This window comes from Paenibacillus soyae, from assembly GCF_024623455.1.
GTDB classification, from domain to species: domain Bacteria; phylum Bacillota; class Bacilli; order Paenibacillales; family Paenibacillaceae; genus Pristimantibacillus; species Pristimantibacillus soyae.
This window is the reverse complement of the sequence record NZ_JANIPJ010000021.1, coordinates 74,328-98,610: the sequence shown is the minus strand read 5'-3', so window position 1 is coordinate 98,610 and position 24,283 is coordinate 74,328. Positions and strand designations below refer to the sequence as shown.

Sequence of the window (24,283 nt, the reverse complement as noted above, 5' to 3'; positions counted from 1 at the left end):
TGCGAGTTCCGTTAGGATAGGTTCCCCTAGCTATCGCTCCTGCGTTGAAGTCGTCCTTCTGCAATCAAATGTGCTTCAACAATCAGTTGCTTCGTTATTTCTGCTTTCTCTCCGACTGGATTAAGAATGCAAACAAAGAATTGACGTGAATATTGGGGATGAGGTAAGAACTCGTTCAATATCGAATAGTCGATGCTTTCTTCCGTCCGTTCAGCAATGAGGTTTTTAAATGTCTGTTTGCTAACTCCAATGTTGAGGCGAAATACGCCTTCTCGATTAAGATTGGACACATGGTCGTAATCATTATCTGATTCAGCGATGGTTACAAACGGCAAGCGCTGATCGTCTCCGACAAAAAAGAACGAATATCCGAAGTTCACTTCTCTGTGCACGTCCTGCAATCCCATAATGAATGCGTCAAAATCCTCCTGCGTCATCGTTCTCCCTCCATCATTTTGGAATTAAACTCGTATTTGCCTGCTTGAACATTTGCCAATATTCTCTCTGTAGTTGCTGCCTCATTCTCAACATAACTAACCCAGATACCAACAAGTTCGGGATTCTTGGAAGGATCAGATGGGAGTTCCTCCATTGGCAAACCCCTCAAGAATTGAATCGATGTTTCTAGTGCAATACGGCGTTTCTGTAAAAGCGCTTCTATTTGCTGTCGTGATAACATGTTCATAAAAGCAATCCCTGCTGAAAACTGCTGAAGGTCAACACTTACAAGTGCCGATTCAAGTAGAGCCATAAATTCGATTTCGCCCTTCTTAGTGACCGTATACTCCTTACGCGATGGACCAGGTTTTACATTGACATCTGAGGTGACGGAGCTTGTCATCCCCTCCGATTCCAGCTTGTCTAAGGCGTGGTAAATGGATCCGGGCTTTACGTTAGTCCAAGTGTCGGCATGCCAGGAAGTGATATCGCTTAAAACGGCATACCCATGACTAGTTCCTCTTCGAAGAATAGAACCTAGAACGAGTAATCTAACAGCGGACATCATTACCTCCCCCTTATTAACTATTCAACTAATCAAACTTGAATAGTGATGCTACATATTATAATTCTATGATCCTCACTAGTCAAATTTGAATAGCTGTTATAAATCGCCAAAATTGAAAGCGACAGCCCCGGACAACCATTGTCCGGAACTGCCGCTTCTTTCATTGGACGGATCTCCGCCTTACGCTATAGAACCGCATGGCTGCTGGAACGCCTTTGATCTCCAGCTTGCCCGCATAGACCAGCTCTCTTACCCGATATTCCAGGTAGGAGTCATTCGTCACCTGCTCGCAATGGCCGAATGCCTGCCCGATCAGCCGGGCCGCCCGGATGAAGCCGTCACTGCCTGCGGGAGGCGTAATACCGTCCAGCGTTTCCAGCAAGTAGTCGTCATAATAATCGGCCGGCACCTCAAGCACCATCCCCTCGCTCCAAATGCGGAGCGCCGCGGCCTTCTCCGACAAGGCCTTCCACTCCTCCGCCAGCCTGGCTCTACCCGATGGGAGCAGAAGACAATCGCTAGGGCTCATGCGAGTTAATGCCTTCTGAAGCGTCTTCGAGGAGAGCTCCCCCGAAGATCTGAAAGATCTTCGGACACGGGCATCGCTGTCCAGCTTCTCGCCTATCTCGGTGGTGTTATAGAGGGACACGGTATTCCCCTTCCCGCCTAGCAAATAAACGGCATGCCGCATACCGGCTTGCTCGAAGGCGTTGCCGCCCGTCCAGACGACCACTTCCGCATGGTCCGGAATGCGCTGAATGCTTCGAAGAAGCTCCTCGTACTCCTCTTCCAAAGAGGCGTAGGCTTCATCAGCCTCTGCAATATGATCGCGAAGCCACTCGTACCTCGCCTGCCGGCCTTGCGGCGAGTCTATTCCCGCGAGCGGTCCTATCGCGTACGGATCGCGAAGTACGATCAGCTTGTGCCGCTCCGACCACCCCAGCTCCTCCAGCGCGTGCTTCATGCTCCCCGCAAAAGAGTCGCCGATGACGACATGCACGTGCGAGCAGTCGGGAACGGGCTCCCAGATGCCGATCTTGTCCGGCAATCCGATTAGCCCGTCATATAACCGAATTAACGGGGCTGTCCCATCCTCCGGCTGCCCCTCCCCTTCCTTAAGACTGCGCACATGCAGCATGGCTAACGCGAGCGCTTGCTTCGCGTCTTCTTCGCTAAGACGGCTAATCGCCTTCTTGATCGCTTGGTGCTCCTTCACCGTCCGTCCTCCCGCATATCCTCGTACCGCCGCAGCAAGCTCGACACATACGCGTCCAGCCGCTCCACCATTAGCCGGGCGGTCAGCCCCGTAACGCCAAGATCGGTCCACCCGGCATACACTTCCGGCTGCCAGAAGGCGAAGTCGATCAACGTGACGAGATCCCAGTAGGGATCGTAGGCGAAAGACTCTTCGGCGTAATGCCGATAACGCTCCAGGAACTCGTCCGCCTGCCGGACGCCATGCAGCAGCGCCAGGTTCACGCGGCAGTGGCCGACGTCGACGCCAGCCGGGCCGATGCAGCCGTTCACCCAATCGACGACGCCGCTTACTTCGCCGTCTTTCCAGAGAACGTTGCAAGGATGATAATCCCGATGGATAAAACGTTTCTCGAAGGCCGGTCGATGCCCGGTCACGATCGCCGAGGCGGTCTTCCACGCTTCCGGTATGCTCGTCCAGCGGGAAGCATCGAGCTTCGACGCGTCGGCATAAGCCCCGAATGTCCACGCGTGATCTTCCGCCTCGATGCCGTGCAGCAGCGCGAGCTCGCGGGCCAGACCGTCCAGCCAGAGGCTCATATCGGCGGGCTCGAGCACCACCCTGCCCTCCAGCCGCGACATCAGCACGGCCGGCATGCCGCTCTGACTGCCGGTTTCGTCATAGGCAAGAAGCGCCGGTGTCCGCCCTCCGCCGGCAAGCAATGCTTTGCGAAGACTCTCCGCCTCCTGGCGCGCAATGTCCGGCTGGCTCTGCAGCCAGTCGGCATTATCGATCTGCCGGAGCACGACATGCCGTTCGTTGCCGTCGGCGAGCAGAGTAATGCCATGGACCACTGAAGAAACGCCGCCCTTCAACCGTTCCGCCGACACTACAGCTGCGCCGGGCTGGATGGAGTCGATCACCCAAGCGGCGGCTTGGTCCGATAAAGTATGGTTACCGGTTGTTGTCACGGAAATCCCTCCTTTTTCCACCATTTGTACCCCATTCCATTCCCCTTCTACATTCACCGCGGCCTCCCCGCAATCCTTGTCCATCCAAACAAAAAAAGCGACCTCCAGCTGCGTTAGCGCTGAAGATCGCTCTATTTTTAAATAAGCTAGATTTTAAACTGGCCGACCATCGTTTTCAGCTGGCTTGCCAGCTCGTTCAAATCAGCCGCCGATTTCGAAATTTCCTCCATCGTCGCCAGCTGCTCCTCCGAGACAGCCGACATTTCCTGGGTTCTGCCGGCGGATGCGTGTGAGATCGAAACGATGTTTTGCATCGAAGCGGTGACCTCTTCGGTTCCGGCCGAGATTTGCTCGGAGGAAGCCGAGATGTCCTGAATCTGTTCCGCGACTTGGTGAACGGAGGCCGCGATCCGACCGAATACGACGCCTGCCTCTTGAATGATGGCCGTGCCGGCCTCCACCTCGCGGTAGCCTCCGTCCATCGCCAGAACCGCTTCCCGGACCGATGCCTGGATTTGCGAAATGATAGCGGCGATCTCCCCGGTCGACTTCTGCGACTGCTCGGCCAGCTTCTTCACTTCGCCGGCCACTACGGCAAAGCCTTTGCCATGCTCGCCCGCTCGCGCGGCCTCGATCGAAGCATTCAGAGAGAGAAGATTCGTCTGCTCGGCGATGCCGCTGATAACCGCGATGATGGCCTCTACTTGCTTGGACTGCTCGCCCAAAGCATGAATGACCCTCGAGGTTTGGCTCGTCGATTCATGAATCGTGTTCATCTGGCGCACGGCTTGTTCGATCGCGCTTCCGCCGTTAATCGCCTCCTGCTCGGCCACCGCCGAATTCTCGGAGACGTCGGAGGCGAACTCGGCAATACGCTGAATGCCGACGGACATCTCCTCCATCGCCCTGCCGGTTTCCTCGGCGCCTTTGAGCTGGGACTCCATGCCGCTCGCGATGTGAGAGACGGCATTGGCGTTCTCCGCGCTCACCGACACGGTCTCCTCCGCCGCCGCGCGCAGCTGGCCGGACGCGGATGCAACCTGATCGGATACATCGACGGTTGTACGGATCATGCCTCTCATCGATTCGGCCATTTGGTTAAAGGATTGACCGACATAGGCCAACTCGTCCTTGGACTCCAGCTTCAGCTGGACGGTCAGATCTCCCGCAGCCATCGCGGAAGCGGCGTCGGCCAGACTCGACACCGCGCGCTTCACGGAATGAGAGAACGCGACGAACAGATACGTCAGAAGGAGCATCGCGACGATGAGAATCGAAGCGTACATAGTCATTTGCCCAGTAAGCTGCTCGATCCGCTGCTCGAACATTTCCGTGAGAAGCGCACTTTGATTGTCGAGAAGCTTATAGGTCGAATCGATGACCGCGCTCGAGACGGCCAGGTAATCGTCGGAAGAAATCGTGATATCATCCGACAGCAGCATCGAGGAATGAAGCTGGTCCAGATAAAGCTCGATCGCGGCGTTCATGTTGTTCAAATCGCTTTGCACCGATTCTTGGCCGGATTCGGTCGAGTTCGATTTTTCAAAGTTGTCTGTGATGCTGGTCAAGGAGGCTTCAATCGAGCCGACCAGCGGGAACAGCTGCTCCTTCTCGCCGGGAGCGAAGAAGCCGCGGGTCGCTGCGCCAATGCCGAGTCCGCGGGCTTTGCCCAGAAGCTCCGTTAATTGCGGAATTTCATCGACGACGTTGTCAACCATATAGTAACGTTGGAGACTCGTGGTCAGCGTCAGCTTGGAATCGTCCGAGGCATCGTGCAGATAATCCAAGATGCCTTCAATCAGCTCGACATGGTTCTCATAGTTTTGCGGGGAGGTGTAGCTCTTGACGCCTTGCTTGATTTCCTCCCATTGCTTCTTCAGCTCGTTCAGCTCTTCCGCATGATAATAATCGGCGGCGTAACCCGACGAGGCTTCTTCGATTGCGGTGATGAAAGCATCGGCTTCCGCCTGTTTGGCAGGCAGCTCTCGCTCTGCGTCCGCATCGCCGCTGATCGCTTTGTTCGCGAGCGCCCGATGCTGCTGAACGGTGCTCATGAAGCCTTTTAGCTCCTGAATGTAGGCAATTCCGTTCTTCCGGCCCTTCGTGTCCTTCAGATCCGCCGTGCTTGTACTGAGCAGCATGTAGCCAAAGGAGCTTAAGGTAAGAAGGATGATCAGTCCGATCACCATAAATTTTTGCGTGTACTTTAGCCTGTTCAGCAGCAGGGCTGCCGGCTTTAGGAAGGCCATGGATAATTTACCGAGCTTCACTATTGTATTCCCCCTGTTGTCATAAAATATGTAGCCAAAGGAGTACATCGGATAGAAGAAGCGGTTATTTTAGCTCGCTGCAGCAGGAAATTATGAGCAGTTACCCGGAAGAAGTATGACAGCTACTTGTCAGATTTAATGGATTATACTAAAGCGCGACAATAAAGGAGGTTGGGCATGAATGATAACAGGGCAAAAGCTGGATTTGGCCAAAATGGATAAGGCCTATTACACCGCTTCGGGCAAGCCGAAAGTCGTTTCGTTTCAGGAGCTGGCCTATTTGTCCATCGAGGGCCAAGGCTCGCCGGACGGTCCGGCGTTTGCGGAATCGACCGAAGCGCTGTATACGGTGGCATACGGCGTGAAATTCCGCTGCAAGGAAGAGGGAAAGGATTTCACCGTAGCCAAGCTCGAGGGCTTGTGGTGGGTCGATTCGGAAGCGTATGGGCTGGATGTGCCAAGAGAGGAATGGCGATGGAGGCTGCTTATTCGGCTCCCCGAATACGTCGACGAAGGTAGGGTGCGGGATGCCAAGGAGCGGGCGGCGGCCAAAAAGAAAGGGCTAGCGCGCGTTCATCAAGTCGAATGGACGAGGCTGCGCGAGGGTCTGTGCGTGCAGATCCTGCACGCTGGTCCTTATTCCGAGGAGCCGAAGACGCTGCGAATCCTGCACGATTTTATGGAAGCGGAAGGGCTTCTCTGGAATGGACCGCATCATGAAGTGTATCTGTCCGACCCGCGCAAAATAACGGATCCGGCCAGAATGAAGACGATTCTGAGGCAGCCGGTTAGGAGGCGGGAAGAGGGCTGACCGTCCGATTGTGTTCCGCCCGCCGCCATGCTATCGTAGACGGGAGTCCTTATCTATTTCGCGGAGGTGGAGCAACAGATGAAAGCGTTGTTTATCGGGGGAACGGGCACGATCAGCTCGGCCATTACGAAGCAGCTGGCGGAGAACGGCTGCGAGCTGTACCTTATCAATCGGGGCAGCCGGAACGAGGCTTTGCCGCCGAACGTGCACATCATTCAAGCCGACATTAACGACGAGGAGCGGGTAGCCCAGCTTATCGAAGGCATGTCGTTCGACGTTGTCGCGGACTTTATCGCGTTCGTGCCGTCCCAGCTCGAGAGGGATTATCGGTTGTTCAAGGACAAGACGAAGCAATTCATGTTCATCAGCTCGGCATCCGCTTATCAGACGCCGCTGTCGGACTATCGGATTACGGAAGGGACGCCGCTGTCTAATCCATGCTGGGAATATTCCCGCAATAAGATCGCGTGCGAGGAATATCTGATCAAGCAGTATCGCGACAACGGCTTCCCGATTACGATCGTCAGGCCCAGCCATACGTACAGCGAACGCTCCATTCCGCTTGGCGTGCATGGCGACAAAGGCTCCTGGCAGGTCGCGAAGCGGATGCTCGAGAATAAGCCGGTTATTATCCACGGCGACGGTACTTCGCTCTGGACGATGACGCATAACAGCGACTTCGCCAAAGGCTTTATCGGACTGATGGGCAATCTGCATGCCATCGGCGAATCCGTACATATTACGTCGGACGAGTCGCTCACCTGGAATCAAATTTACGAAGCGATCGCGTCCGCCCTAGGCGTCAAGCTGAACGCCGTCCATGTCGCGTCCTCTTTCCTGGACGCCTGCAGCCCGTACGACTTCAAGGGCGGCTTGCTCGGGGACAAAGCGAATACCGTCGTGTTCGACAACTCGAAGCTGAAGCGCCTCGTTCCCGAATTCGCGGCGACGACCCGGTTCGACCAGGGCATCAAGCAGACGATCGACCACGTGCTCGCGCATCCGGAGCTCCAGGAGGAGGACCCGGAATTCGACGCCTGGTGCGACAGGGTCATCGGCGCGCTGGAAGCCGCGGCGGCTGCGATTAAGGAATAGCGTGTCATAGGCAACACTCATATGAAAGGTGCAGCCCTCTACATGCTGAGGAGGCTGTGCCTTTCTTTTTGTCTTGGGCAACACCGAAGCATGCGTTGCGGGGCAGGTCGTGTCCGCAAGTTTCTAGTTGCGGTCACGTACACGGTGGCAGTTCAAGTCGCAATCCCAGTTGTATCCGCAGCCCTAGCCCCAGTCCTAGTTGCAATCGTAGTCGCAATCGCATTCGCTGCCCCAACCCCAGCCGCAACGGAACTCAGCGCCCTTATTTCGCGTAAACTCGGCCTTTTTTAAAAGGTAACGGAACGGAGAGCCGTTATTTGCCTGTTTCAATGGTCATTTTGTTGAAATCGTAGGCAATAAAGGCGCTCAGTTCCGCTAGACCCCTAAAAAGCCCCAATCTCCGATGAATAAGGCCTCTCAGTTCCGCAAGCCCCCACCCCCGCCATCCACTTTCCTGTTCTCATCAACTTCCCTGTACTCATCGATATGTCCCCCAAAATTCAAGCTTCCCGCCAATGGCTGCCCGTGCCCCCGGTTTTTGATAAAAAACGATAGTCCAGCATGGAAATCATTTGGTATTCTTAGGTCATGAGCTGCTCTTAACGGAAACGAAGGGATGTGTTGCCCACGAACCACTCGGTTGAGCGCGCGATCGACTATATTGAAGAACGGTTGAATGAACCGTTGCCGCTCGAGCAGATCGCGAAGACGGCGTCCTTATCGCTGCCGCACTTGTACCGGATGTTCTACGCGATGACCGGCCATCCCGTCAAGGAATACATCAGGAAGCGAAGAGTAAGCGAAGCAGCCGTCCTTCTTCGCCATACCGGCTTGCCTGCGATCGATATCGGCTTCCGGTGCGGCTTCGACTCGTATCAGACGTTCATCCAGACCTTCAAACGATATACGGGCATGACGCCCGGCCTGTACCGAAAAGCGGAGCTGGTGTACAGCTTCGAACGCATCTCCCTGTCGGAGCGCGTGGACTACATGGAGAAGCGGGAAGTATCGGAGCGATTCCCCGATGTCAAGGTCGTGCGGCTGGCCGCAAGGCGCGGAGTAAGCAAGGTGTATGCGGCGGAGCAGGAGAAGGGCATCGAAGAGATAGCCTTGCGCTCGGCCGGGGAGGAGCTGGCAAGTCGAGGCATGGATGCTTCCCGGATGGCTTTATTCGGATGGAACGTCGACTCGAATGAGCTGACGGAAGCGCAAGGTTATGAAGTCGCGGTTGTCCCTTCCGACGACGGAGACGAGCTTCTTCCGCTCGATGACGGCTGGCGACCCTGCGAGCTGCCTGGCGGACTGTATGCCGTCACGTATGCGCCTGCGGGAGACGGCGCGGTCATCGAGGCCGCCTGGAACCGGATCGTATCGGAGTGGCTGCCGCAGAGCGCCTTCGAGATGGAACGGCCTTTTTTCCTCGAGGAGTACCAGCAATTTAACGGGAAGATCGCCCGCTTAAAGCTATGTCTCCCCGTCCGGCGGCATGCCCGAATCGAGACGATCCGGTTCGAAGAACGGCAGCCGGAGAGGGCGATCGTCTTTCGCGCCGAGGGAGACGATGGCGTGTCGAAGGCCGATCAGGCTTCCGTCGCATGGCTGGAGCGGAATGGTCTTGCGGACGATGAACGGATCGGCGTCGGGATGAGCTGCGGCTTTCCGCCGGGGGAGGTTACCTATTACGAGGTGATCCTTTTCTTGCCGGACGAAGGGCTACAGCTTATGGAAGGGGAGAGCGTAACCATGCTGGGCGGAGGGTGTTACGCGTGCCTAAGAACGGCGGCAGGGGGATCGATGACCGGCGTGCTGGAGAAGATGCACCGATGGCTCGACACGTCCGCCGATTACGAGCCGGACGGGGAACGGGAATGGCATGTCCGTTACCTGCTGGACGATAGCGAGGATCAGGGAGCATTCGCGGAGTGCAGAGTACCGGTGCGATTGCGCGGGGAGCAGAGGAGATGAAGGCTTGAACCGAAAAACAGCAGGCGATGAAATGCCGGAAAGCTACCGGCCCTTTATGATGCCAAAGGCATTTAAGCTAATTCACGGAGGGAAAACGATGAGCGAGCATTCGCAAGAGCAAGAGGCGGCCGAACGCCGCAGCCCGGTCAAGAACAAAATCGGGAGCGTCTTCATTCCCGTGCGGGATATCGAAAAAGCGAGGAGCTGGTACTGCCGAATCCTTGGGCTGAACGAAGCGGATTGCGCCATTATGAACGGGCATCTGTGCCCGCTGCCGATGCAAGGGACGGGCATCATTCTGGATACGATGCCGGCGTGGGGAGGCCGGGAGCCGGGCGGCGCCCCGTCGATCGAGACGCCAGCTTTCATGCTGTTGACCGAGGACCTGCAGGGCTCGTTGCAGTTCATGAAAGAGCTGGGAGCCGAGCTCGTAACCGAAATCGAGCACGACCACTGGTTTGTTGTGAAGGACCCCGATGGCAACAAGATCATGATCTGCCGCGAGTAAAAATAGATAGAGAGGGGCTGCCCGTTCAGAGTGATGGGCAGCCCTTTCTGTTACAATGGCTTATCCGCCGCCTGCTGCTGCCTGGTAGAGGCGAGCGGCAGGGCGAGAGTCAATGACGTTCCCGCCTCCGTGCTGCGATCGAACGTTAGATCGCCGTGCTGCGCCTGCGCCAGCAGCTTGCTGAACGCGAGGCCGAGACCGAGTCCGCGAGACTCGAGCTTCTTCTTCTCCCCGCGGAAGAACCGTTCGAATACGAGGTTTTGCTCGGACGCGGGGATGCCGACGCCGTTGTCGCAGACCGTGATTTCGGCCGTTCCCTCTTCGTCATGCGCCCTCAGTGTGATTTCGATCTGCAGCGCGCGGTCCGGATGCCGGGCCTGCAGGCTGTTGTTGAGCAGATTGACGATGATTTGCTGGATACGCAGCGAATCGCCTTCGATGTACACCGGCTGCTCGGGAAGCGAGAGCGCCGGCTCGGGAATCAGCTCCCCCTGAAGCAGCCTCCACTGATAGACGATTTCGCCGATGAGAGTGGAAGCGTCTAAGCGATCGTGCTCCAGATGCACGATGCCGGCGGCCAGCGCGTTGTAGTCGAGCAGGTCGGCGACCATTCTCTCCAGCCTAGCCGACTCTTGCAGCGCGATATCGAGAAACTCATCCGCTTCCTCTTGCTGCACCACCTTCTCCCTCACCGCGAAAATAAGTCCCTTCACCGACGTGACCGGCGTCTTCAGCTCATGCGTCAGCCCGGCCAGCATGAAGCTCCGGGAATGCTCCAGCTGCTTCAATCTGCCCGCCATCTCCTTGAAGGAGCGGATGAGCTCGCCGAGCTCGCGTTCCTTGGTCTGGGCGTCGAGCTTGATGTCGTAATGACCTTGACTGATATCGCGGGCGGCGGAGGCTACCATCCGGATCGGGCGCGACAGCTTCTTCGACAGCAAATAAATCGTGAGCCAGCCGAGAGCGGTTAAGCTAACGAGCGCGAGTCCGAATGCCCACCAGACGTCGGTCAGCTTGGTCAGCGGCCGGATCGGCTGCAGAATCGTGACCTGCCCGATCTTCTCCTCGTCATGCGCGATCGGCGCGATAATCGCCTTTATGCCGGGCTCTAGCGCTTTGTCGAGGCTAGCGTTCAGCTTGTAAGGCAGCTCCTCCTGCGTCACCGGATCGGACGCGTACAGCAGCTTGCCCGAGAGATCCGTGACGAGCAGGCAGATACCGGAACCCAGCTGGAAATATTGCGCCCGCTTATTCAGCAGCTTGGTCAAATCCGGCGGCACGACGACCGTGCCGTCCGGCCCGTTCAAGCGGTCGGCGATGTCCTGCGCGAGCACCTCGACGGTCTGCAGCCGACTGTCCATCGTCTGCTGCCTCGTCCACCAGACCGCGGCGGCGGCCAGCACCAGCAGCCCGATGCATAGAATAAAGAAATAACGGGCGGTCCAATAGGATAACAGCGAGGTTTGTTTTTTTAGGCTTCGATCCAAAATTGATACCCCGTTCCCCTTAAAGTCCGTATGTCCCCTTCTTCCGCCGGCCAGTGGGACAGAGCCTGCCGAATCCGCTTGATCGACAGGTCGACCGCGCGGTCGCTCCCCTCGTAATCCGCTCCCCATACATGCTCGAGCAGCTGATCCCGGGTGAAGGTCCGGTTCGGACGCTCCGCAAGGAAGAGCAGCAGCGCCAGATCGCGGGGCATCAGCGTCACTTGAACCCCATTCAGCGTGACATGCTGCGCCTGAAAGTCGATGCCGAGCCTGCCGAACCGCCGCTGCCGCACGCCGTCCGTCCATTGGGAGGGCCTCCGCAGCACGGCTTGCACCCGGGCGACGACCTCCTCGGGGACGAACGGCTTCGGCATATAATCGTCGGCGCCCTGGTTCAATCCGTTCAGCCGGTCATTGATCTCGCTTCGCGCCGTCAGCATGATGACCGGACAGCTGCTCGTTTCTCTGATGCGGCGGAGCACTTCCCAGCCGTCCACATGCGGCAGCATGACGTCGAGCAAGACGAGCGCGGGCGGCGCCTTCGCGAACGAGTCGAGCGCCTGCCGCCCGTCGGCGGCGATGGCGACGCCGAACTGCGCCTTGCGCAAATAGGCGGACAACACGCGGGCAATCGCGGGCTCGTCCTCCACGACGAGTATCGTTTTCATGCGGCAGACGCTCCTTTCCAGGTCAATGTTGCTCCCATTGTAGCAACCCCGGGCATGGGCGGCAATGCCTGTTCGGGTTTATTTTTTTCTCGCGTCTGCCGACATCTGCTCGACACATTGGACAGGTATACTGGGTGCAGCGGATGATCTCCGCGTAGAGAAGCGAACGCATTTGGAGTGGTTTTTATGACAAAGCGGATGCTTCCGAAGCGGTTTTTTCACTGCGTTCCACAAAACAAAGCGGATGCTTCCGAAGCCGTTTTGCTCCACTGCGTTCCACAAAACTTGAGGAGGGAAATAATGAAAAAGAAAACGATCATCGTGTCCGCCGCCATCGCGGTAGTCGTGCTTGGCGGGGCGGGAGCTTATGCAGCTATGAATAATTACTTGGGTAATAACGTCGAAGTGGAATCGGTTATGGCAACGCCTCAGGCGTCCGCGCCGGCGAACGAGTCGGGGACGACCGAAGGAGCGGAGAATGCCCCGGCCACCGCGGCCGTTACGGCGGACCAGCTGAACGGGGCGTGGAATATCGCGTCGGGCTCCAAAGTATATTGGTCGGTTACGACGTCAAAGGAAACGGTCAATTTCGTCAACGAAGCCGTTACGGGCTCGTGGAACGTGGATCTAGGCGACGCTTCGGCCATGACCGGCGAGGGCGTGCTCGACATGACCGCGCTGGACTCCGGCAATGGACAGCGGGACGGCCACGTGAAGGGAGCCGATTTCCTGGCGGTGGATCAATTCCCGCAAGCAACGTTCGCGGCGAAATCGATCAGCGGAGTGCCGACGGAATGGACGGAAGGGGCGGCGGTGCCGATCACGATCGAAGGCACGATGACGGTGAAGGGGATCGATAAGGACGTAACTTTTGAATCGAACGCGATGTACCAAGGCGGCCAGCTGCTGCTGTCCGGCACGACCAAGGTCACGTTCGCCGATTTCGGCATGACGAGCCCGCACACGATCGTGCTCGAAACCGAAAACGATCTGTCCGTGCAGCTCGAGCTGGTGCTGGCGAAGGCGTAAATTGGGGTTGGAGTTATGAGTCGTCAGACTGCGGAGAACTACATAGGTCATGTCTCATTTATCGATAGTAGCGAGTGACTGGAAGGGGATGATGGGGGCTGGAGGGCCGCCCATCATCCCCTTATTCGATACCCAAGCGCATAGGAAAGGACATTTGCAGCCACTTGCCGCCATTCTGCCTGTTCGCCTGTTAATGGCCCCGAATAAGGTAGAAAAGTACCTCTATTTCCTATGAAACAAGCACCGACATAAAAATAGCGGACATACTACCCTTATTCTGAACCAAAACACCCGATATCCGCCAAACCTCCAGTAATAAAGGTACAATCGCCGCTATTTCCTCAATAGTAGGCTTAGAGTGAGAGAATAGGGGTACAATCGCCGTTATTTTCAAAGGCCATTCTAGAAGCAGCAATAACGGTATAATCCCCTCTATTCCCAAAAGCCGGCTTAGAAGTAGTGAATAAGGGTGTAGTCGCTACCGCGAAGCCGGCGCATCCTCGGCCAACGGGCCGGACAGGCTCTTGTTCTTCGACGCCGTGAACAGCGGCTGGATGCGGTAGCGGAAGAAGTAGTATACGACGCCGAGCGCGAGCCAGGACATGCCGAGCCATAACGCCTGGCCGTCAAGCAGGGACAGCAGCCAGCCGATGAAGCCGGCGCCGATGAGCGGACAGATGAGATACATGATCGTATCCTTGAAGGAGCGCTTCTTCTCTTTAATGTACAGCTTGAAGATAACGGACAGGTTAACGAAGGTGAACGCCGTAAGCGCGCCGAAGCTGACGCATTTGACCGCGAAGTCCAGGCTAATGACCAGGGCGAGCATGGAGAAAGCCGCGACGATCACGATATTGATGGCGGGCGTGCGGAATTTCGGATGGAGCGCGCCGAATACCCGTTTCGGCAGAACGGCGTCGCGGCCGAAGACGTACAGCAGACGGGAGACGGTCGTGAAGGACGACAGGCCCTGCGTGAAAATCGCGAACACGAGCACGGTGACGAACAACGCCGATAGTCCGGATCCGCCGACGAGGCGCACGACCTCCATGCCTGCCGTATCCGCGTTGTTGAATGTCATGTTGGGGTGCAGCAGCTGTGTGAGATAAGACGGCGTGAGATAGAGGATGCTGGCCAGCGTAATGATGATGAGGATGGCGCGCGGAATGGTGCGGCCGGGATTGACGGTCTCCTCCGACATGGTCGTGACGGAATCGAAGCCGAGGAAGCAGAAGCAAATGACCGACGCTCCCGCCAGAATGACGGCAATCGGCACGTCGGTTTGGAAGAGCGGCTGAAGGGGGCTCGAGACGGCCTCGGCCTCGGCTGCGAACAGGTTCCTGACGAGGAAGAAGCAGAAGACGGCGATGAAGGCCATCTGGATCCAGACGAACCACTTGCTGAGCAGAGCGGATACGCTGACGCCCAGAATGTTGATGGCGGCCAGCACGGCGTTCAGCCCGACGACCCATACCCACAGCGGAACCGAAGGGAATTGCTCGTGAAGGAACAGGCCGAACGTCAAGCAGGCGATTAGCGGCGAGAACAAATAATCCAGCAGAATAGCCCAGCCGACAAGATAGCCCATGTATGGATGTAAGCTTTTGCCCACATACGTATACGCGGAGCCCGAGGTTGGGAATGTCCTTGCCATGCGCCCGTAGCTCAGCGCGGTAAAAAAGATCGCAACAAACGCAAGGAAGTAAGCTTGTGTCAGCATTCCTCCCGCACTCTCGTAGGCAACGCCATATACCGTGAAATAAATCATCGGCGTCATCCATGCGAGCCCCAAATAAACGATATGCCTTGTCGACAGCGTTCTCTTCAGCGTCGTCTCTGCTGTGCTCATTTTCATCATCCTCCAGTCTCTTATCCAAAAAAATAAAGCCCGGAAGGGATATCTAAGATATCTCTCCCGGGCTTTTGTCCCTCCGTGGACACGGCATGGAAGCCGTGCGTCTTCTCTTGGACCAGCCCGGCGCCCAGCGCCGCGGAACCCTAGAAGACATCGTGTATTCGGTTCGATGTAACGTAATATAACATGAAATTCCGAATTTGAAAAGAGTCTATGTTAGAAAAAATAACAAAAGTATTGACGATAAGATTTATCGATGTTATCTTTAGTCACATCAAAACAAAACCGAATAGCTCAGTTTACTAGGGTTCCGCCGGCGGCAAGCGCCGGGACTGGTCCGAGAGTAAACCGTTCCCGCATGGGAGCGACACGGAAGGATAAAAGCCTGGGAGATATCAACAAGACGTCATGTCTTGGGGTATCTCCCTTTTTGTTTCCCCCAAAACGCAAGCAGAAGGAGAGAATGCCAATGGAAAACGTGAAGTGGAGCATGACCGTCGGCCCGGGCGGCAAATGGTCGGGGGTAATCGGACGCGGCAGCCTAATCCGGTTCACCGCGCTGGAGGCGGGGGCGAACGTATCGCTGCTCCTGTACAACGCGGATGACTTGACGGAGCGGTATAACATGCCGGATACGCTCAAGGCGCAGCATACGGCGCATTTGACCAAAGGAAATACGCTGATGAGCGATAATGGCAGGGTGCTGGCGGCGATCGTGGAAGACAGCCTTGGCTGGCATGACCCTCTCTCCGGCTATACGACAAGGGAGGGAACAGACGAGAAATACGGCATCACCCGCTATCAAGAGCACAGGAACGAATGGCTTCGCAGCGGGGAGGAGAACTTGACCGTCGAGCTGGTGCGCTGCGGGCTTCGTCCGAGGGATCTTGGTCCCGTCGTCAACCTGTTCTCGAAGGTTAGCTGCGATGCGACCGGCGCGCTGCGTTACGACGAGCATCACGGCAAGGCAGGGGCTGCCGTCGTGCTCCGCACGGAGATGGATGTGCTGCTGGTGCTGTCGAACACGCCGAATCCGCTGGATCCGAGAACGGAATACGGCTCGGTTCCCGTTAAGCTGGAGTTCAGCCAAGCGGAGGGGGCGGTCGGCGCCGACGATTATTGTTATGGATTCCGTCCGGAGAACCGCCGGGCATACGAGAATACTTGGAGCTATTACGCGCTGCGCCGCAGCACTTATAACGCTTAACGATGAAGGGGGAAGAGGAATGACGACTTTTAACCGAATCGAGAGTCCGCGGCTGGCCGAGAACGCCGTTTACGATGCCGTCATCGCGGCGGGCGACGGCTGGATGCAAGAGCTGAAGCCGGGGCAGGTGCTGCGAATCGTCGATCTGGAGGGCAACCAAGCGGCGGATACGCTGTTCTATGACGCGGATAATCCGGAGGATCATTACAGTGCCGCGCGCACGATTACGGGACAGGGCAATATTTATCTCACGGCGGGATCGGCGCTGCTGGCGGAATCGGGCAAAAGGCTGCTGACGATCGTCGCGGACACGTGCGGCCGGCACGATACGCTTGGCGGCTCCTGCTCGGCGCAGAGCAACACGGTTCGCTACGCCCACGAGAAGCTGCACATGCATAACTGCCGAGACACGTTCATGCTGGAGCTGGCGAAGCATCCGGAAGGGGAGCGCTATACGAAGCGGGATTTGGCGCCGAACATTAACTTCTTCATGAACGTGCCGGTTACGCCGGATGGCGGGCTGACGTTCGAGGACGGCGTATCCTCGCCGGGCGCTTACGTGGAGCTGAAGTCGGAATGCCGGACGATGGCGCTGATCAGCAACTGCCCGCAGCTCAACAACCCTTGCAACGCGTACAATCCGACCCCGGTGCGGGTCCTGATCTGGAACGAATAGAGAACGGAGAGTGATTGCACATGTTCGACAAAATATTAATCGCCAACCGAGGCGCCATCGCGGTCCGCATCGAGCGGACGCTCCGCAAGATGGGCATCTCGTCCGTGGCCGTGTATACAAAGGCCGACCAAGACAGCCTCCATGTGGATCAGGCCGACGAAGCGGTGCTGATCGGGGACGGCCCGGCCAAAGAAAGCTATCTCGACGCGGAGCTGATCCTTCGGACGGCGGCCGAGACGGGGGCGCAGGCCATTCATCCGGGCTACGGCTTCCTTAGCGAGAATGCGTCCTTCGCAAGAGCGTGCCGGGAGCGCGGCATTGCGTTTATCGGGCCGACGCCGGAGCAGATGGAGACGTTCGGGCTGAAGCATTCCGCGCGGGAAGCGGCGGAGCGCGCCGGCGTGCCGATGCTGCCGGGCACGGGGCTTATCGCCCGGGCGGAGGACGCGGCTTCCGAGGCGAAGCGAATCGGCTACCCGGTCATTCTGAAGAGCACCGCGGGCGGAGGCGGCATCGGCATGCGCGTATGCGAGGACGAAGCGGCGCTGCTGGCGGCGTTCGAGGGCGTCCGGCACCTTGCCGAGACGAACTTCCGCAACGGCGGGCTGTTCCTTGAGAAATATATCGCCCGGGCCCGCCACGTCGAGGTGCAAATCTTCGGCAACCGGTTCGGCGAGGTTGTCGCGCTTGGGGAGCGGGACTGCTCCATACAGCGGCGCAACCAGAAGGTGATCGAGGAGACGCCGGCGCCGAATCTGCCTGCCGAAGTTCGCGCGAGCATGCTCGAATCCGCGCGCAGGCTGGCGGCTGAGACGGGCTACCGCAGCGCGGGCACGGTCGAGTACCTGTACGATCCGTCCACGTGCGAATATTATTTCCTCGAGGTGAACACCCGTCTGCAGGTCGAGCATGGCGTAACCGAGGAAGTGCTCGGCGTCGATCTCGTGGAGTGGATGGTGCGCGAGGCGGCGGACGAACTGACCGGTCTGGAAGCGCTTGTGCCGCAGCCGCAAGGCCATAGCATTCAGGCGCGTATTTACGCCGAGGACTGCTTGCAGGATTTCCGGCCGAGCGCGGGGCAGCTCGACCAGGCGGTCTTCTCCGCGGAGGCCCGCAACGAAACTTGGGTGAAGGACGGACTTACCGTTACCACGCTGTACGACCCCATGCTCGCGAAGGTTATCGTGCATGGCGAGAACCGCGGGGACGCGCTACGCAAGCTGGCGGCGGCGCTGTCGGAGACGCGTTTCTATGGCCTGACGACGAACCTGCAATATGTGGAGGAGCTGCTGTCGCAGGAGGACTGCGTTTCCGGCAACGTCTACACGCGCATGCTAGGCGCCTTCCGGCCGGAGGAACGGGCAATCGAGGTGCTGGACGGCGGCGTGCAGACGACGGTGCAGGACTACCCGGGCCGCGTCGGCTATTGGGACGTCGGCGTCCCGCCATGCGGACCGATGGATACGCTGTCGTTCCGCATCGGCAACAAGCTGCTCGGCAACGACGACGACGCGCCGGGGCTGGAGCTTACGCTTCGCGGCGGCTCCTACCGGCTGCGCTGCGACCTGACGCTCTGCGTAACCGGCGCCGATATGGAGCCGGTGCTTGACGGCGAGCCGATTCCGATGTATCAAGCGGTTCGCGGCAAGCGCGGCCAAGTGCTGGAATTCGGGGAAGCGAAGCTGGGCATGCGGGCTTACCTGCTCGTAGCCGGCGGTCTCGACATGCCGCATATTCTCGGCAGCTCTTCGACGTTCACGCTTGGCGGCTTCGGCGGCCACGGCGGAAGGGCGATTCGGACGGGCGATGTGCTGCAGGTGAAGCGGAATTCCGGCGCGGGAGCGGGCGTAAGCGCGGCCTCGGCCTCGGCATTGGAGGAGCTGGAGCTCTCCAGCCGGCCGGCCATGACGAAAACATGGACGATCGGCGTTGTCCCGGGTCCGCACTGCACGGAAGAGTTTCTGCTACCGGGCTACCTGCCTCAGTTGACGGAAACCGAGTGGGAGGTCCACTTCAACAGCTCCCGGACGGGCGTGCGCCTTAAGGGTCCGGCGCCGCTGTGGGCGCGGGAGGATGGGGGCGAAGCGGGACTGCACCCCTCCAACCTGCATGACAATGCATACGCGGTTGGTACGCTCGATCTGACGGGCGACATGCCGATTCTGCTTGGACCGGATGGCCCGAGTCTAGGCGGCTTCGTCTGTCCGGCGACGACGGCGACGGCCGAGCTATGGAAGCTGGGACAGCTGCATCCGGGCGACAAAATCAAGTTCCAGCTCCTGACGCTGGAGGAAGCGGACGCGCAGCGGGCGGAGATGGAACGTTATCTCGACGCGATCGGCCGGGGCGAGCGGAAGGAATTGACGCGCTCGCAGCTGCCGGCATTGACGGCGGCCGACTTCCGTACCGATTATCCGGTGCTGGTCCGGGAGACGGAAGGCCGCGCCTTCCCAATGACGATACGCTGCTGCGGCGATCAATACGTGCTGGTCGAATACGGCCCGATGGAGCTGGACCTTAAGCTGCGCTTCCAGGCGCACGCGCTCATGTCGGCCATCCGGGAGGACGGAAGTCTGCCCGTTCTTGATCTGACGCCGGGCATTCGTTCGCTGCAGATCCATATTGATCCGGCGCGGATGACGGTTCGCGAGGCTTGCCGGCGCATCGCTGACATAGACGCGAAGCTGCCGCCGCTGGAATCGATCCGGGTGCCGTCCCGCATCGTGAACCTGCCGCTCTCCTGGGACGATCCCGCCACGAGGGAGGCGATCGACCGCTATCAGCAGAACGTGCGTCCGGATGCCCCGTGGTGCCCAAGCAATATCGAATTCATCCGCCGGGTCAACGGGTTGGATAGCATAGAGGATGTAAAGCGCATCGTCTTCGACGCCAATTACCTGGTTCTCGGACTTGGCGACGTCTATCTCGGCGCGCCGGTCGCGACGCCGACCGATCCGCGCCATCGTCTGGTTACGACCAAATATAACCCGGCGCGGACGTGGACCCCGGAGAATGCCGTCGGCATCGGCGGCGCGTACATGTGCGTCTACGGCATGGAAGGGCCGGGCGGGTATCAATTCGTCGGCCGCACGGTGCAGATGTGGAACAAGCTTCGCCCGACGGCGAGCTTCAAGCCGGGTCAGCCGTGGCTGCTGCGCTTCTTCGACCAAATCCGGTTCTATCCGGTATCCGCCGAGGAGCTGCTGACGATGCGGGAGGACTTCCTGCGCGGCCGGTTCGAAGCGGATATCGTCAAGACGGAGTTCGACCTCGGCGAATACCTGCAATTCCTGGATTCCATCGAGGACAGCGCTTCGGCGTTCCGGTCCACGCAGCAAGCGGCATTCCAAGAGGAGCGCGACAACTGGAAGAAGCTTGGCCTGGCGGAATACGTATCCGAGCAGGATGCCGCTCCGCCTGCCGAAGAGGAGGAGCTGCCGGCGGATGCGGTTGCGGTGAGAAGCAATATGCCGGGCAGCGTATGGAAGGTCGTCGCCTCCGCGGGACAGCGCGTCCGGAAGGGCGATACGCTGCTCATTCAGGAGAGCATGAAGATGGAATTCGCGCAGCAGGCGCCATGCGACGGGGTAGTCGGCTCCGTATTCGTCGGACCTGGCGAAGCGGTGCAATCGGGACAGCTGATCGTGAGTATTTTGAAGCAGACGGGATAGGGGGGATAGCGATGCGAGCAGCGAAATTACCTGCGGTTCTGACCTTCGAAAGCTTGCGCGGGTTGTACCGGAGCGGCGAGGCGACGCCGAGGGAGGTTGTGCTGGAGATTATTCGGCGATCCGATGCCGACGCGAGAATGAACATTTGGATTACGCCTCCAGAGCTTAGGCGAATTGAGCCCTACCTGCGAGGGCTCGATAGCCGAAGCGTCGACGAGCTCCCGCTCTGGGGCATGCCGTTCGCGATCAAGGACAATATCGACTGGACGGCGGCGCCGACGACGGCGGCTTGTCCGGCTTACGCCTACGAGCCGGCCGAAGATGCGGAGGTCGTAAGGCGGCTGATCGCGGCCGGCGCCATTCCGGTCGGCAAGACGAACATGGATCAGTTCGCGACGGGCCTCGTCGGTACGAGAAGTCCGTACGGCGAGACGCATAACGCGCTCCGTCCCGAGCTGATCAGCGGCGGCTCCAGCAGCGGATCCGCCGTCGCGGTCGCGCGAGGGCAAGCGGCGTTCGCCCTCGGCTCCGATACGGCCGGCTCGGGCCGCGTGCCCGCGCTGCTGAACCGGCTTGTCGGCTACAAGCCGAGCCTAGGCGCCTGGCCGGTCCATGGCGTCGTGCCCGCCTGCGAGAGCCTGGACTGCGTAACGGTATTCGCCGCGGAGCTTGACGACGCGATGGCGGTCGACCGCATCGCCCGCGGGCGTCACGAGGAAGATCCGTGGTCGCGCGAGCTGCCGGCCTTCGCGGCCGGCATGCCTGAGCGTATCCTGATCCCTTCGGCGGATTCGCTGGCGTATTATGGGCCGTTCGCCGAGCCATATCGCGCCGCATGGGGAGGGGCGGTCGAACGACTACGCGGAACGGGCCTTCCCGTCGAGGAAGTCGATATTAGCTTTTACAAGGAAGCTGCGCTCATCCTATACGAGGGTCCCTATGCGGCGGAGAGATGGGCGGGGCTTGGCGACTTCGTCGAAGACCATCCGGGAGACGTGTTCGACGTAACTGAGAAGGTCCTGCGTTCGGGCGCGGACCCGCGCCATACGGCGGCAGCCTTGTTCCGGACGATGCACAAGCTGCAGGCGATGAAGCTCGAGGCTAGGCGCCGGCTGGAGGGCGCGGTGCTGGCAATGCCGACGGCCGGGGGAACATGGACGCGCGATCAGGTTCGCGAGGATCCGATCGGAACGAACAGCGCCATGGGGCGGTATACGAACCATTGCAATCTGCTCGATCTGTGCGCGGTCGCGGTGCCGGCAGAGGACGCGGCGGACGATTTGCCTTTCGGCATCACGCTGTTCGCGGCGGCCGACCGGGAGGCGCATATACGCGGGGCGGCTCAAGCCTTCTTGGCCACGGGCGTGGCTGGTGCCCGGCCCGGCAAGCTTGAACCGACTAAGGGAGGGGCCTAAAATGTCAACCGAGAATTTAACCATTCCAATTGCGGTATGCGGCCTGCATATGCGGGGCTTCGCGCTGGAGAAGCAGATGCAGGGGCATGGAGCCGTCTTCCTGCGCGAAGCGGCGACGGCGCCGCGGTACCGGATGGTGAAGCTCCCGACCGTGCCGGCGAAGCCGGGGCTGATCAAGCTGCCGTCCGGCGGCGGCTCGATCCAGCTCGAGGTGTGGGAGATGCCGCTGGCCAGACTTGGCTCCTTCACCGCGGGCATTCCGTCTCCGCTCGGCATCGGCAAGATCGAGCTGTACGATGGCACGGAGGTAGTCGGCTTCATTTGCGAGGGCTATGCGGCAGAGCTGCCGGGCGCGGAGGACGTGACGGAGTCCGGCGGATGGCGGAACGTTGTCTAGACGTCAATCGAAGCGACGTTCAAACATAAGAACGGCGGCAGCTGTTAAGGCTGTCGCCGTTGTCATTTTGTTTGGAGAGTTAGGGTGAAATAGCGGAATAAATACTGTTATTTCCAAGCAATGATAAGCGTCTCATTCGAATAGCGGCATAAACGGCACTAATTTCTTCGGGAATGAGAGGATTCATCATGAGGAAGCCTATTAACGGTATTTGTCCGTTATTTCGGCGTAATGTTGGCGTTCAAGCCAAAATAGCGGTAGAATCGCCGTTATTCTACAGCAGCTAAAGGGTAGCCCCGGCTTTGTCTGCTCTAGTCGGTGTTTTCCTTATTGCCGCGCAGCTCGTTCAAAGCTTGCTCCAGTTTAACAATTCTCCTGTGGTTGGACTGGATCGCTCCATACAGTACCCCGATTGCTCCGCCAATTATCGCACCTGCGGGACCGAGAAAGAGCAAGCCAACCACTCCGGCAACGATGGCGTACATGAATGTCATCATCTATCGTTCATACCCCGCTAATCATTTAATCCCTTACCATCGAGAATTTGCGGCAAATATTTTTCGATCCTCGACTCCCGGGTTTTGGACTGCTTGGGCTGGGAGAAATAGAAGAGGTACGCTCGTTGCCGTCCTGGCGTCAAAGCTTCAAAAGCCGTTTTCAGGTCGGGGATTTCAACGAATTTATTTTCCAGCTCCTCGGGAACCTCGTATTCGGTATGCTTCTTATATTCTACCTGCAGGCCGGCTTTTTCAACCTCGATCGCTTCGTCGATATAATCCTTCAGCATCAGCTGCATTTCCTCGATTTGTTGAACGCCGGTGAACCGAATTTGACGGGCGGCTTGCACATTCTCCGTTTGCTGGACCAGAATGCCATGAGGATCCTTGAGCAGGGCTCCTTTGTGGAACAGAAGGGCGCAGTACTCCTTGAACCCGTGGATCAGAACGATGTTTTTGCCCTCATGCGTGTAGCAAGGGTGCATCCATTTGAAATCCTCGGTCACCTCGCAGTCCAGCGCGATTTCTCTCAGCGCCTCGAATTCTTCCTTCCACTGCTTGGCCTTTCGAAAAAACGGATCAATCTTCGTGTTCCTTACGCCCTTTGTCACGGGATACACCCCTCTTCCATAATTTGAACGACAGCGCCGCCGTTCATTCTTCTTCCTCTAATAATTGCTGCAAGCGCAGCATATTGCCGCGCCAGAATTTGCTGTAATAAGCGACCCAATCCTGAACTTCTTGCAGCGGGGAAGCGTTCAGCCTAAACCGCGTTTCCCTGCCGGCTTTCCGGTCCAGCACCAGTCCCGCCTCTTTGAGGACGGTCAAATGCTTGGATACCGCCGTCCGGCCTATCTCGAACTCTGCGGTTAATTCGTGAAGCGGCACCTCATCCTCCGACTCTGCCAACAGATGAATCAACTGGCGCCTCGTCGGGTCCGCAATCGCGTCGAACACATCCCGCAGCGGGTTGTTCTCGTTCATAGAAAGCCCCCCTTCAAAAATCATCATACTCAGGAGCGTAAGTCTATAGCATGCGTGAAGGGACAGCTTGTCAATTCACTGCTGCCTTGAATAGCCTTTATCGGACACCGTTCAGTGTCACTTAATTATAGGACAACGATTGGGTGCCGTGTCAATGGCGGATTGGCCGCGCCAAAAAAAAGCGGCCCGCAGAAGCTGCGGGCCCAAGTCGTTCTATATAATAGTGGGGGTTGTGGTTCTTATTATGAGGACGAATCCTTAAATGAATCTGAAAGGGACATTACAGGGATATTATTTTTATATCCCTTTATTCTTTCTGTTCCCCGTCCTCGAGCACGACCTCCTCGAGCCGCTTCGTCAGGCTTTCAAGCTCCTTGAACCCGCTCACGATGTCCTCGGTCATCTTCGTCTGCTCTTCGACGCTGGCAAGCACCTGCTCCACGCCGGCCGAGGTTTGCTCGGTTACGCCCGACACCGAATTCATCTCGTTCCCTTATATCAATGTGTACTATTTATCGGACGAAGACTATGGCGGTTTGTTAATCAATTAATGGAAATTCCATGAAGTGGTACAAT

At 58.1% G+C, this 24,283-nt stretch carries 22 protein-coding genes and 2 riboswitches; of the genes, 10 read left to right on the top strand and 12 right to left on the bottom strand.

The window, feature by feature from the left end; all coding sequences use genetic code 11:
* Positions 1-26 precede the first annotated feature (26 nt).
* The 5 genes from NQZ67_RS24025 to NQZ67_RS30730 all read right to left on the bottom strand — a co-directional run bounded on the left by NQZ67_RS24025 (position 27) and on the right by NQZ67_RS30730 (position 5,442).
* Positions 27-437 (bottom strand): DUF6194 family protein, encoded by a 411-nt coding sequence (locus NQZ67_RS24025; protein ID WP_257450958.1) that lies wholly within the window; start codon positions 435-437, stop codon positions 27-29.
* Positions 434-1,003, bottom strand: coding sequence for a PadR family transcriptional regulator (locus NQZ67_RS24020; RefSeq protein ID WP_257450957.1), 570 nt, complete (start codon positions 1,001-1,003; stop codon positions 434-436). The genes NQZ67_RS24025 and NQZ67_RS24020 overlap by 4 nt, the downstream gene beginning before the upstream one ends.
* A 163-nt stretch (positions 1,004-1,166) precedes the next feature.
* Positions 1,167-2,222: a DUF1835 domain-containing protein gene (locus NQZ67_RS24015; protein ID WP_257450956.1), complete on the bottom strand. Its 1,056-nt coding sequence runs from the start codon at positions 2,220-2,222 to the stop codon at positions 1,167-1,169.
* Positions 2,219-3,172: a phosphotransferase family protein gene (locus NQZ67_RS24010; RefSeq protein ID WP_257450954.1), complete on the bottom strand. Its 954-nt coding sequence runs from the start codon at positions 3,170-3,172 to the stop codon at positions 2,219-2,221. The genes NQZ67_RS24015 and NQZ67_RS24010 overlap by 4 nt, the downstream gene beginning before the upstream one ends.
* 146 nt (positions 3,173-3,318) lie before the next feature.
* Positions 3,319-5,442: a methyl-accepting chemotaxis protein gene (locus NQZ67_RS30730; RefSeq protein ID WP_257450953.1), complete on the bottom strand. Its 2,124-nt coding sequence runs from the start codon at positions 5,440-5,442 to the stop codon at positions 3,319-3,321.
* Between the two features lie 181 nt (positions 5,443-5,623).
* Between NQZ67_RS30730 and NQZ67_RS24000 the strand changes: the two genes are divergently transcribed.
* The 4 genes from NQZ67_RS24000 to NQZ67_RS23985 all read left to right on the top strand — a co-directional run bounded on the left by NQZ67_RS24000 (position 5,624) and on the right by NQZ67_RS23985 (position 9,821).
* On the top strand, positions 5,624-6,253 hold the full coding sequence (locus NQZ67_RS24000) for a GyrI-like domain-containing protein (RefSeq protein WP_257450952.1): 630 nt from the start codon (positions 5,624-5,626) through the stop codon (positions 6,251-6,253).
* A gap of 78 nt (positions 6,254-6,331) precedes the next feature.
* A complete protein-coding gene (locus tag NQZ67_RS23995) occupies positions 6,332-7,348 on the top strand; it encodes an SDR family oxidoreductase (protein WP_257450951.1) in 1,017 nt (338 codons plus the stop codon).
* A gap of 621 nt (positions 7,349-7,969) precedes the next feature.
* Entirely contained in the window at positions 7,970-9,313 is a 1,344-nt protein-coding gene (locus tag NQZ67_RS23990; RefSeq protein ID WP_257450950.1) for an AraC family transcriptional regulator, read from the top strand.
* A gap of 97 nt (positions 9,314-9,410) precedes the next feature.
* Positions 9,411-9,821 carry a VOC family protein gene (locus NQZ67_RS23985; RefSeq protein ID WP_257450948.1) on the top strand — a complete coding sequence of 137 codons (411 nt, stop codon included), beginning with the start codon at positions 9,411-9,413 and terminating at the stop codon, positions 9,819-9,821.
* Between the two features lie 50 nt (positions 9,822-9,871).
* Here NQZ67_RS23985 and NQZ67_RS23980 read toward each other — a convergent pair whose 3' ends face one another.
* Both NQZ67_RS23980 and NQZ67_RS23975 read right to left on the bottom strand, forming a co-directional pair.
* Positions 9,872-11,308 (bottom strand): HAMP domain-containing sensor histidine kinase, encoded by a 1,437-nt coding sequence (locus NQZ67_RS23980; RefSeq protein WP_257450946.1) that lies wholly within the window; start codon positions 11,306-11,308, stop codon positions 9,872-9,874.
* Positions 11,293-11,976, bottom strand: coding sequence for a response regulator transcription factor (locus NQZ67_RS23975; protein ID WP_257450944.1), 684 nt, complete (start codon positions 11,974-11,976; stop codon positions 11,293-11,295). The genes NQZ67_RS23980 and NQZ67_RS23975 overlap by 16 nt, the downstream gene beginning before the upstream one ends.
* Before the next feature lie 300 nt (positions 11,977-12,276).
* Between NQZ67_RS23975 and NQZ67_RS23970 the strand changes: the two genes are divergently transcribed.
* On the top strand, positions 12,277-13,005 hold the full coding sequence (locus NQZ67_RS23970) for a YceI family protein (RefSeq protein ID WP_257450942.1): 729 nt from the start codon (positions 12,277-12,279) through the stop codon (positions 13,003-13,005).
* A 478-nt stretch (positions 13,006-13,483) separates the two neighbouring features.
* Here the strand turns inward: NQZ67_RS23970 and NQZ67_RS23965 are convergent, their stop codons facing one another.
* Entirely contained in the window at positions 13,484-14,854 is a 1,371-nt protein-coding gene (locus NQZ67_RS23965; protein ID WP_257450939.1) for an APC family permease, read from the bottom strand.
* Positions 14,855-14,915: 61 nt separating this feature from the next.
* Positions 14,916-15,018: riboswitch (guanidine-I (ykkC/yxkD leader) on the bottom strand.
* Positions 15,019-15,151: 133 nt separating this feature from the next.
* Positions 15,152-15,254: riboswitch (guanidine-I (ykkC/yxkD leader) on the top strand.
* A 75-nt stretch (positions 15,255-15,329) separates the two neighbouring features.
* Here NQZ67_RS23965 and NQZ67_RS23960 point away from each other — a divergent pair.
* From NQZ67_RS23960 to NQZ67_RS30435, 5 genes are read left to right on the top strand one after another with little or no spacing between them, the layout of a single operon-like run.
* Entirely contained in the window at positions 15,330-16,067 is a 738-nt protein-coding gene (locus NQZ67_RS23960; protein ID WP_257450937.1) for an urea amidolyase associated protein UAAP1, read from the top strand.
* A gap of 19 nt (positions 16,068-16,086) precedes the next feature.
* Positions 16,087-16,743 (top strand): urea amidolyase associated protein UAAP2, encoded by a 657-nt coding sequence (locus tag NQZ67_RS23955; RefSeq protein ID WP_257450935.1) that lies wholly within the window; start codon positions 16,087-16,089, stop codon positions 16,741-16,743.
* Positions 16,744-16,763: 20 nt separating this feature from the next.
* Entirely contained in the window at positions 16,764-20,414 is a 3,651-nt protein-coding gene (uca, locus tag NQZ67_RS23950; protein ID WP_257450933.1) for an urea carboxylase, read from the top strand.
* Between the two features lie 11 nt (positions 20,415-20,425).
* The gene (locus NQZ67_RS23945) at positions 20,426-21,829 is read left to right on the top strand and encodes an allophanate hydrolase (protein ID WP_306813043.1); all 1,404 of its coding nucleotides are present in this window, start codon (positions 20,426-20,428) and stop codon (positions 21,827-21,829) included.
* Position 21,830: 1 nt separating this feature from the next.
* Complete coding sequence (locus NQZ67_RS30435; RefSeq protein WP_306813042.1) at positions 21,831-22,226, top strand: allophanate hydrolase-related protein; 396 nt, start codon at positions 21,831-21,833, stop codon at positions 22,224-22,226.
* Between the two features lie 311 nt (positions 22,227-22,537).
* On the opposite strand, the gene NQZ67_RS23940 is transcribed toward NQZ67_RS30435, so the two are convergent.
* From NQZ67_RS23940 to NQZ67_RS23925, 4 genes are all read right to left on the bottom strand, one after another.
* Positions 22,538-22,723, bottom strand: a complete 186-nt coding sequence (locus NQZ67_RS23940) for a hypothetical protein (protein WP_257450931.1) — start codon at positions 22,721-22,723, stop codon at positions 22,538-22,540.
* 17 nt (positions 22,724-22,740) lie between these two features.
* Positions 22,741-23,334, bottom strand: coding sequence for a YdeI/OmpD-associated family protein (locus NQZ67_RS23935; protein WP_257450929.1), 594 nt, complete (start codon positions 23,332-23,334; stop codon positions 22,741-22,743).
* A 43-nt stretch (positions 23,335-23,377) separates the two neighbouring features.
* Entirely contained in the window at positions 23,378-23,707 is a 330-nt protein-coding gene (locus NQZ67_RS23930) for an ArsR/SmtB family transcription factor (protein WP_257450927.1), read from the bottom strand.
* A gap of 307 nt (positions 23,708-24,014) precedes the next feature.
* A complete protein-coding gene (locus tag NQZ67_RS23925; protein WP_257450925.1) occupies positions 24,015-24,191 on the bottom strand; it encodes a hypothetical protein in 177 nt (58 codons plus the stop codon).
* Between the last annotated feature and the right edge of the window lie 92 nt (positions 24,192-24,283).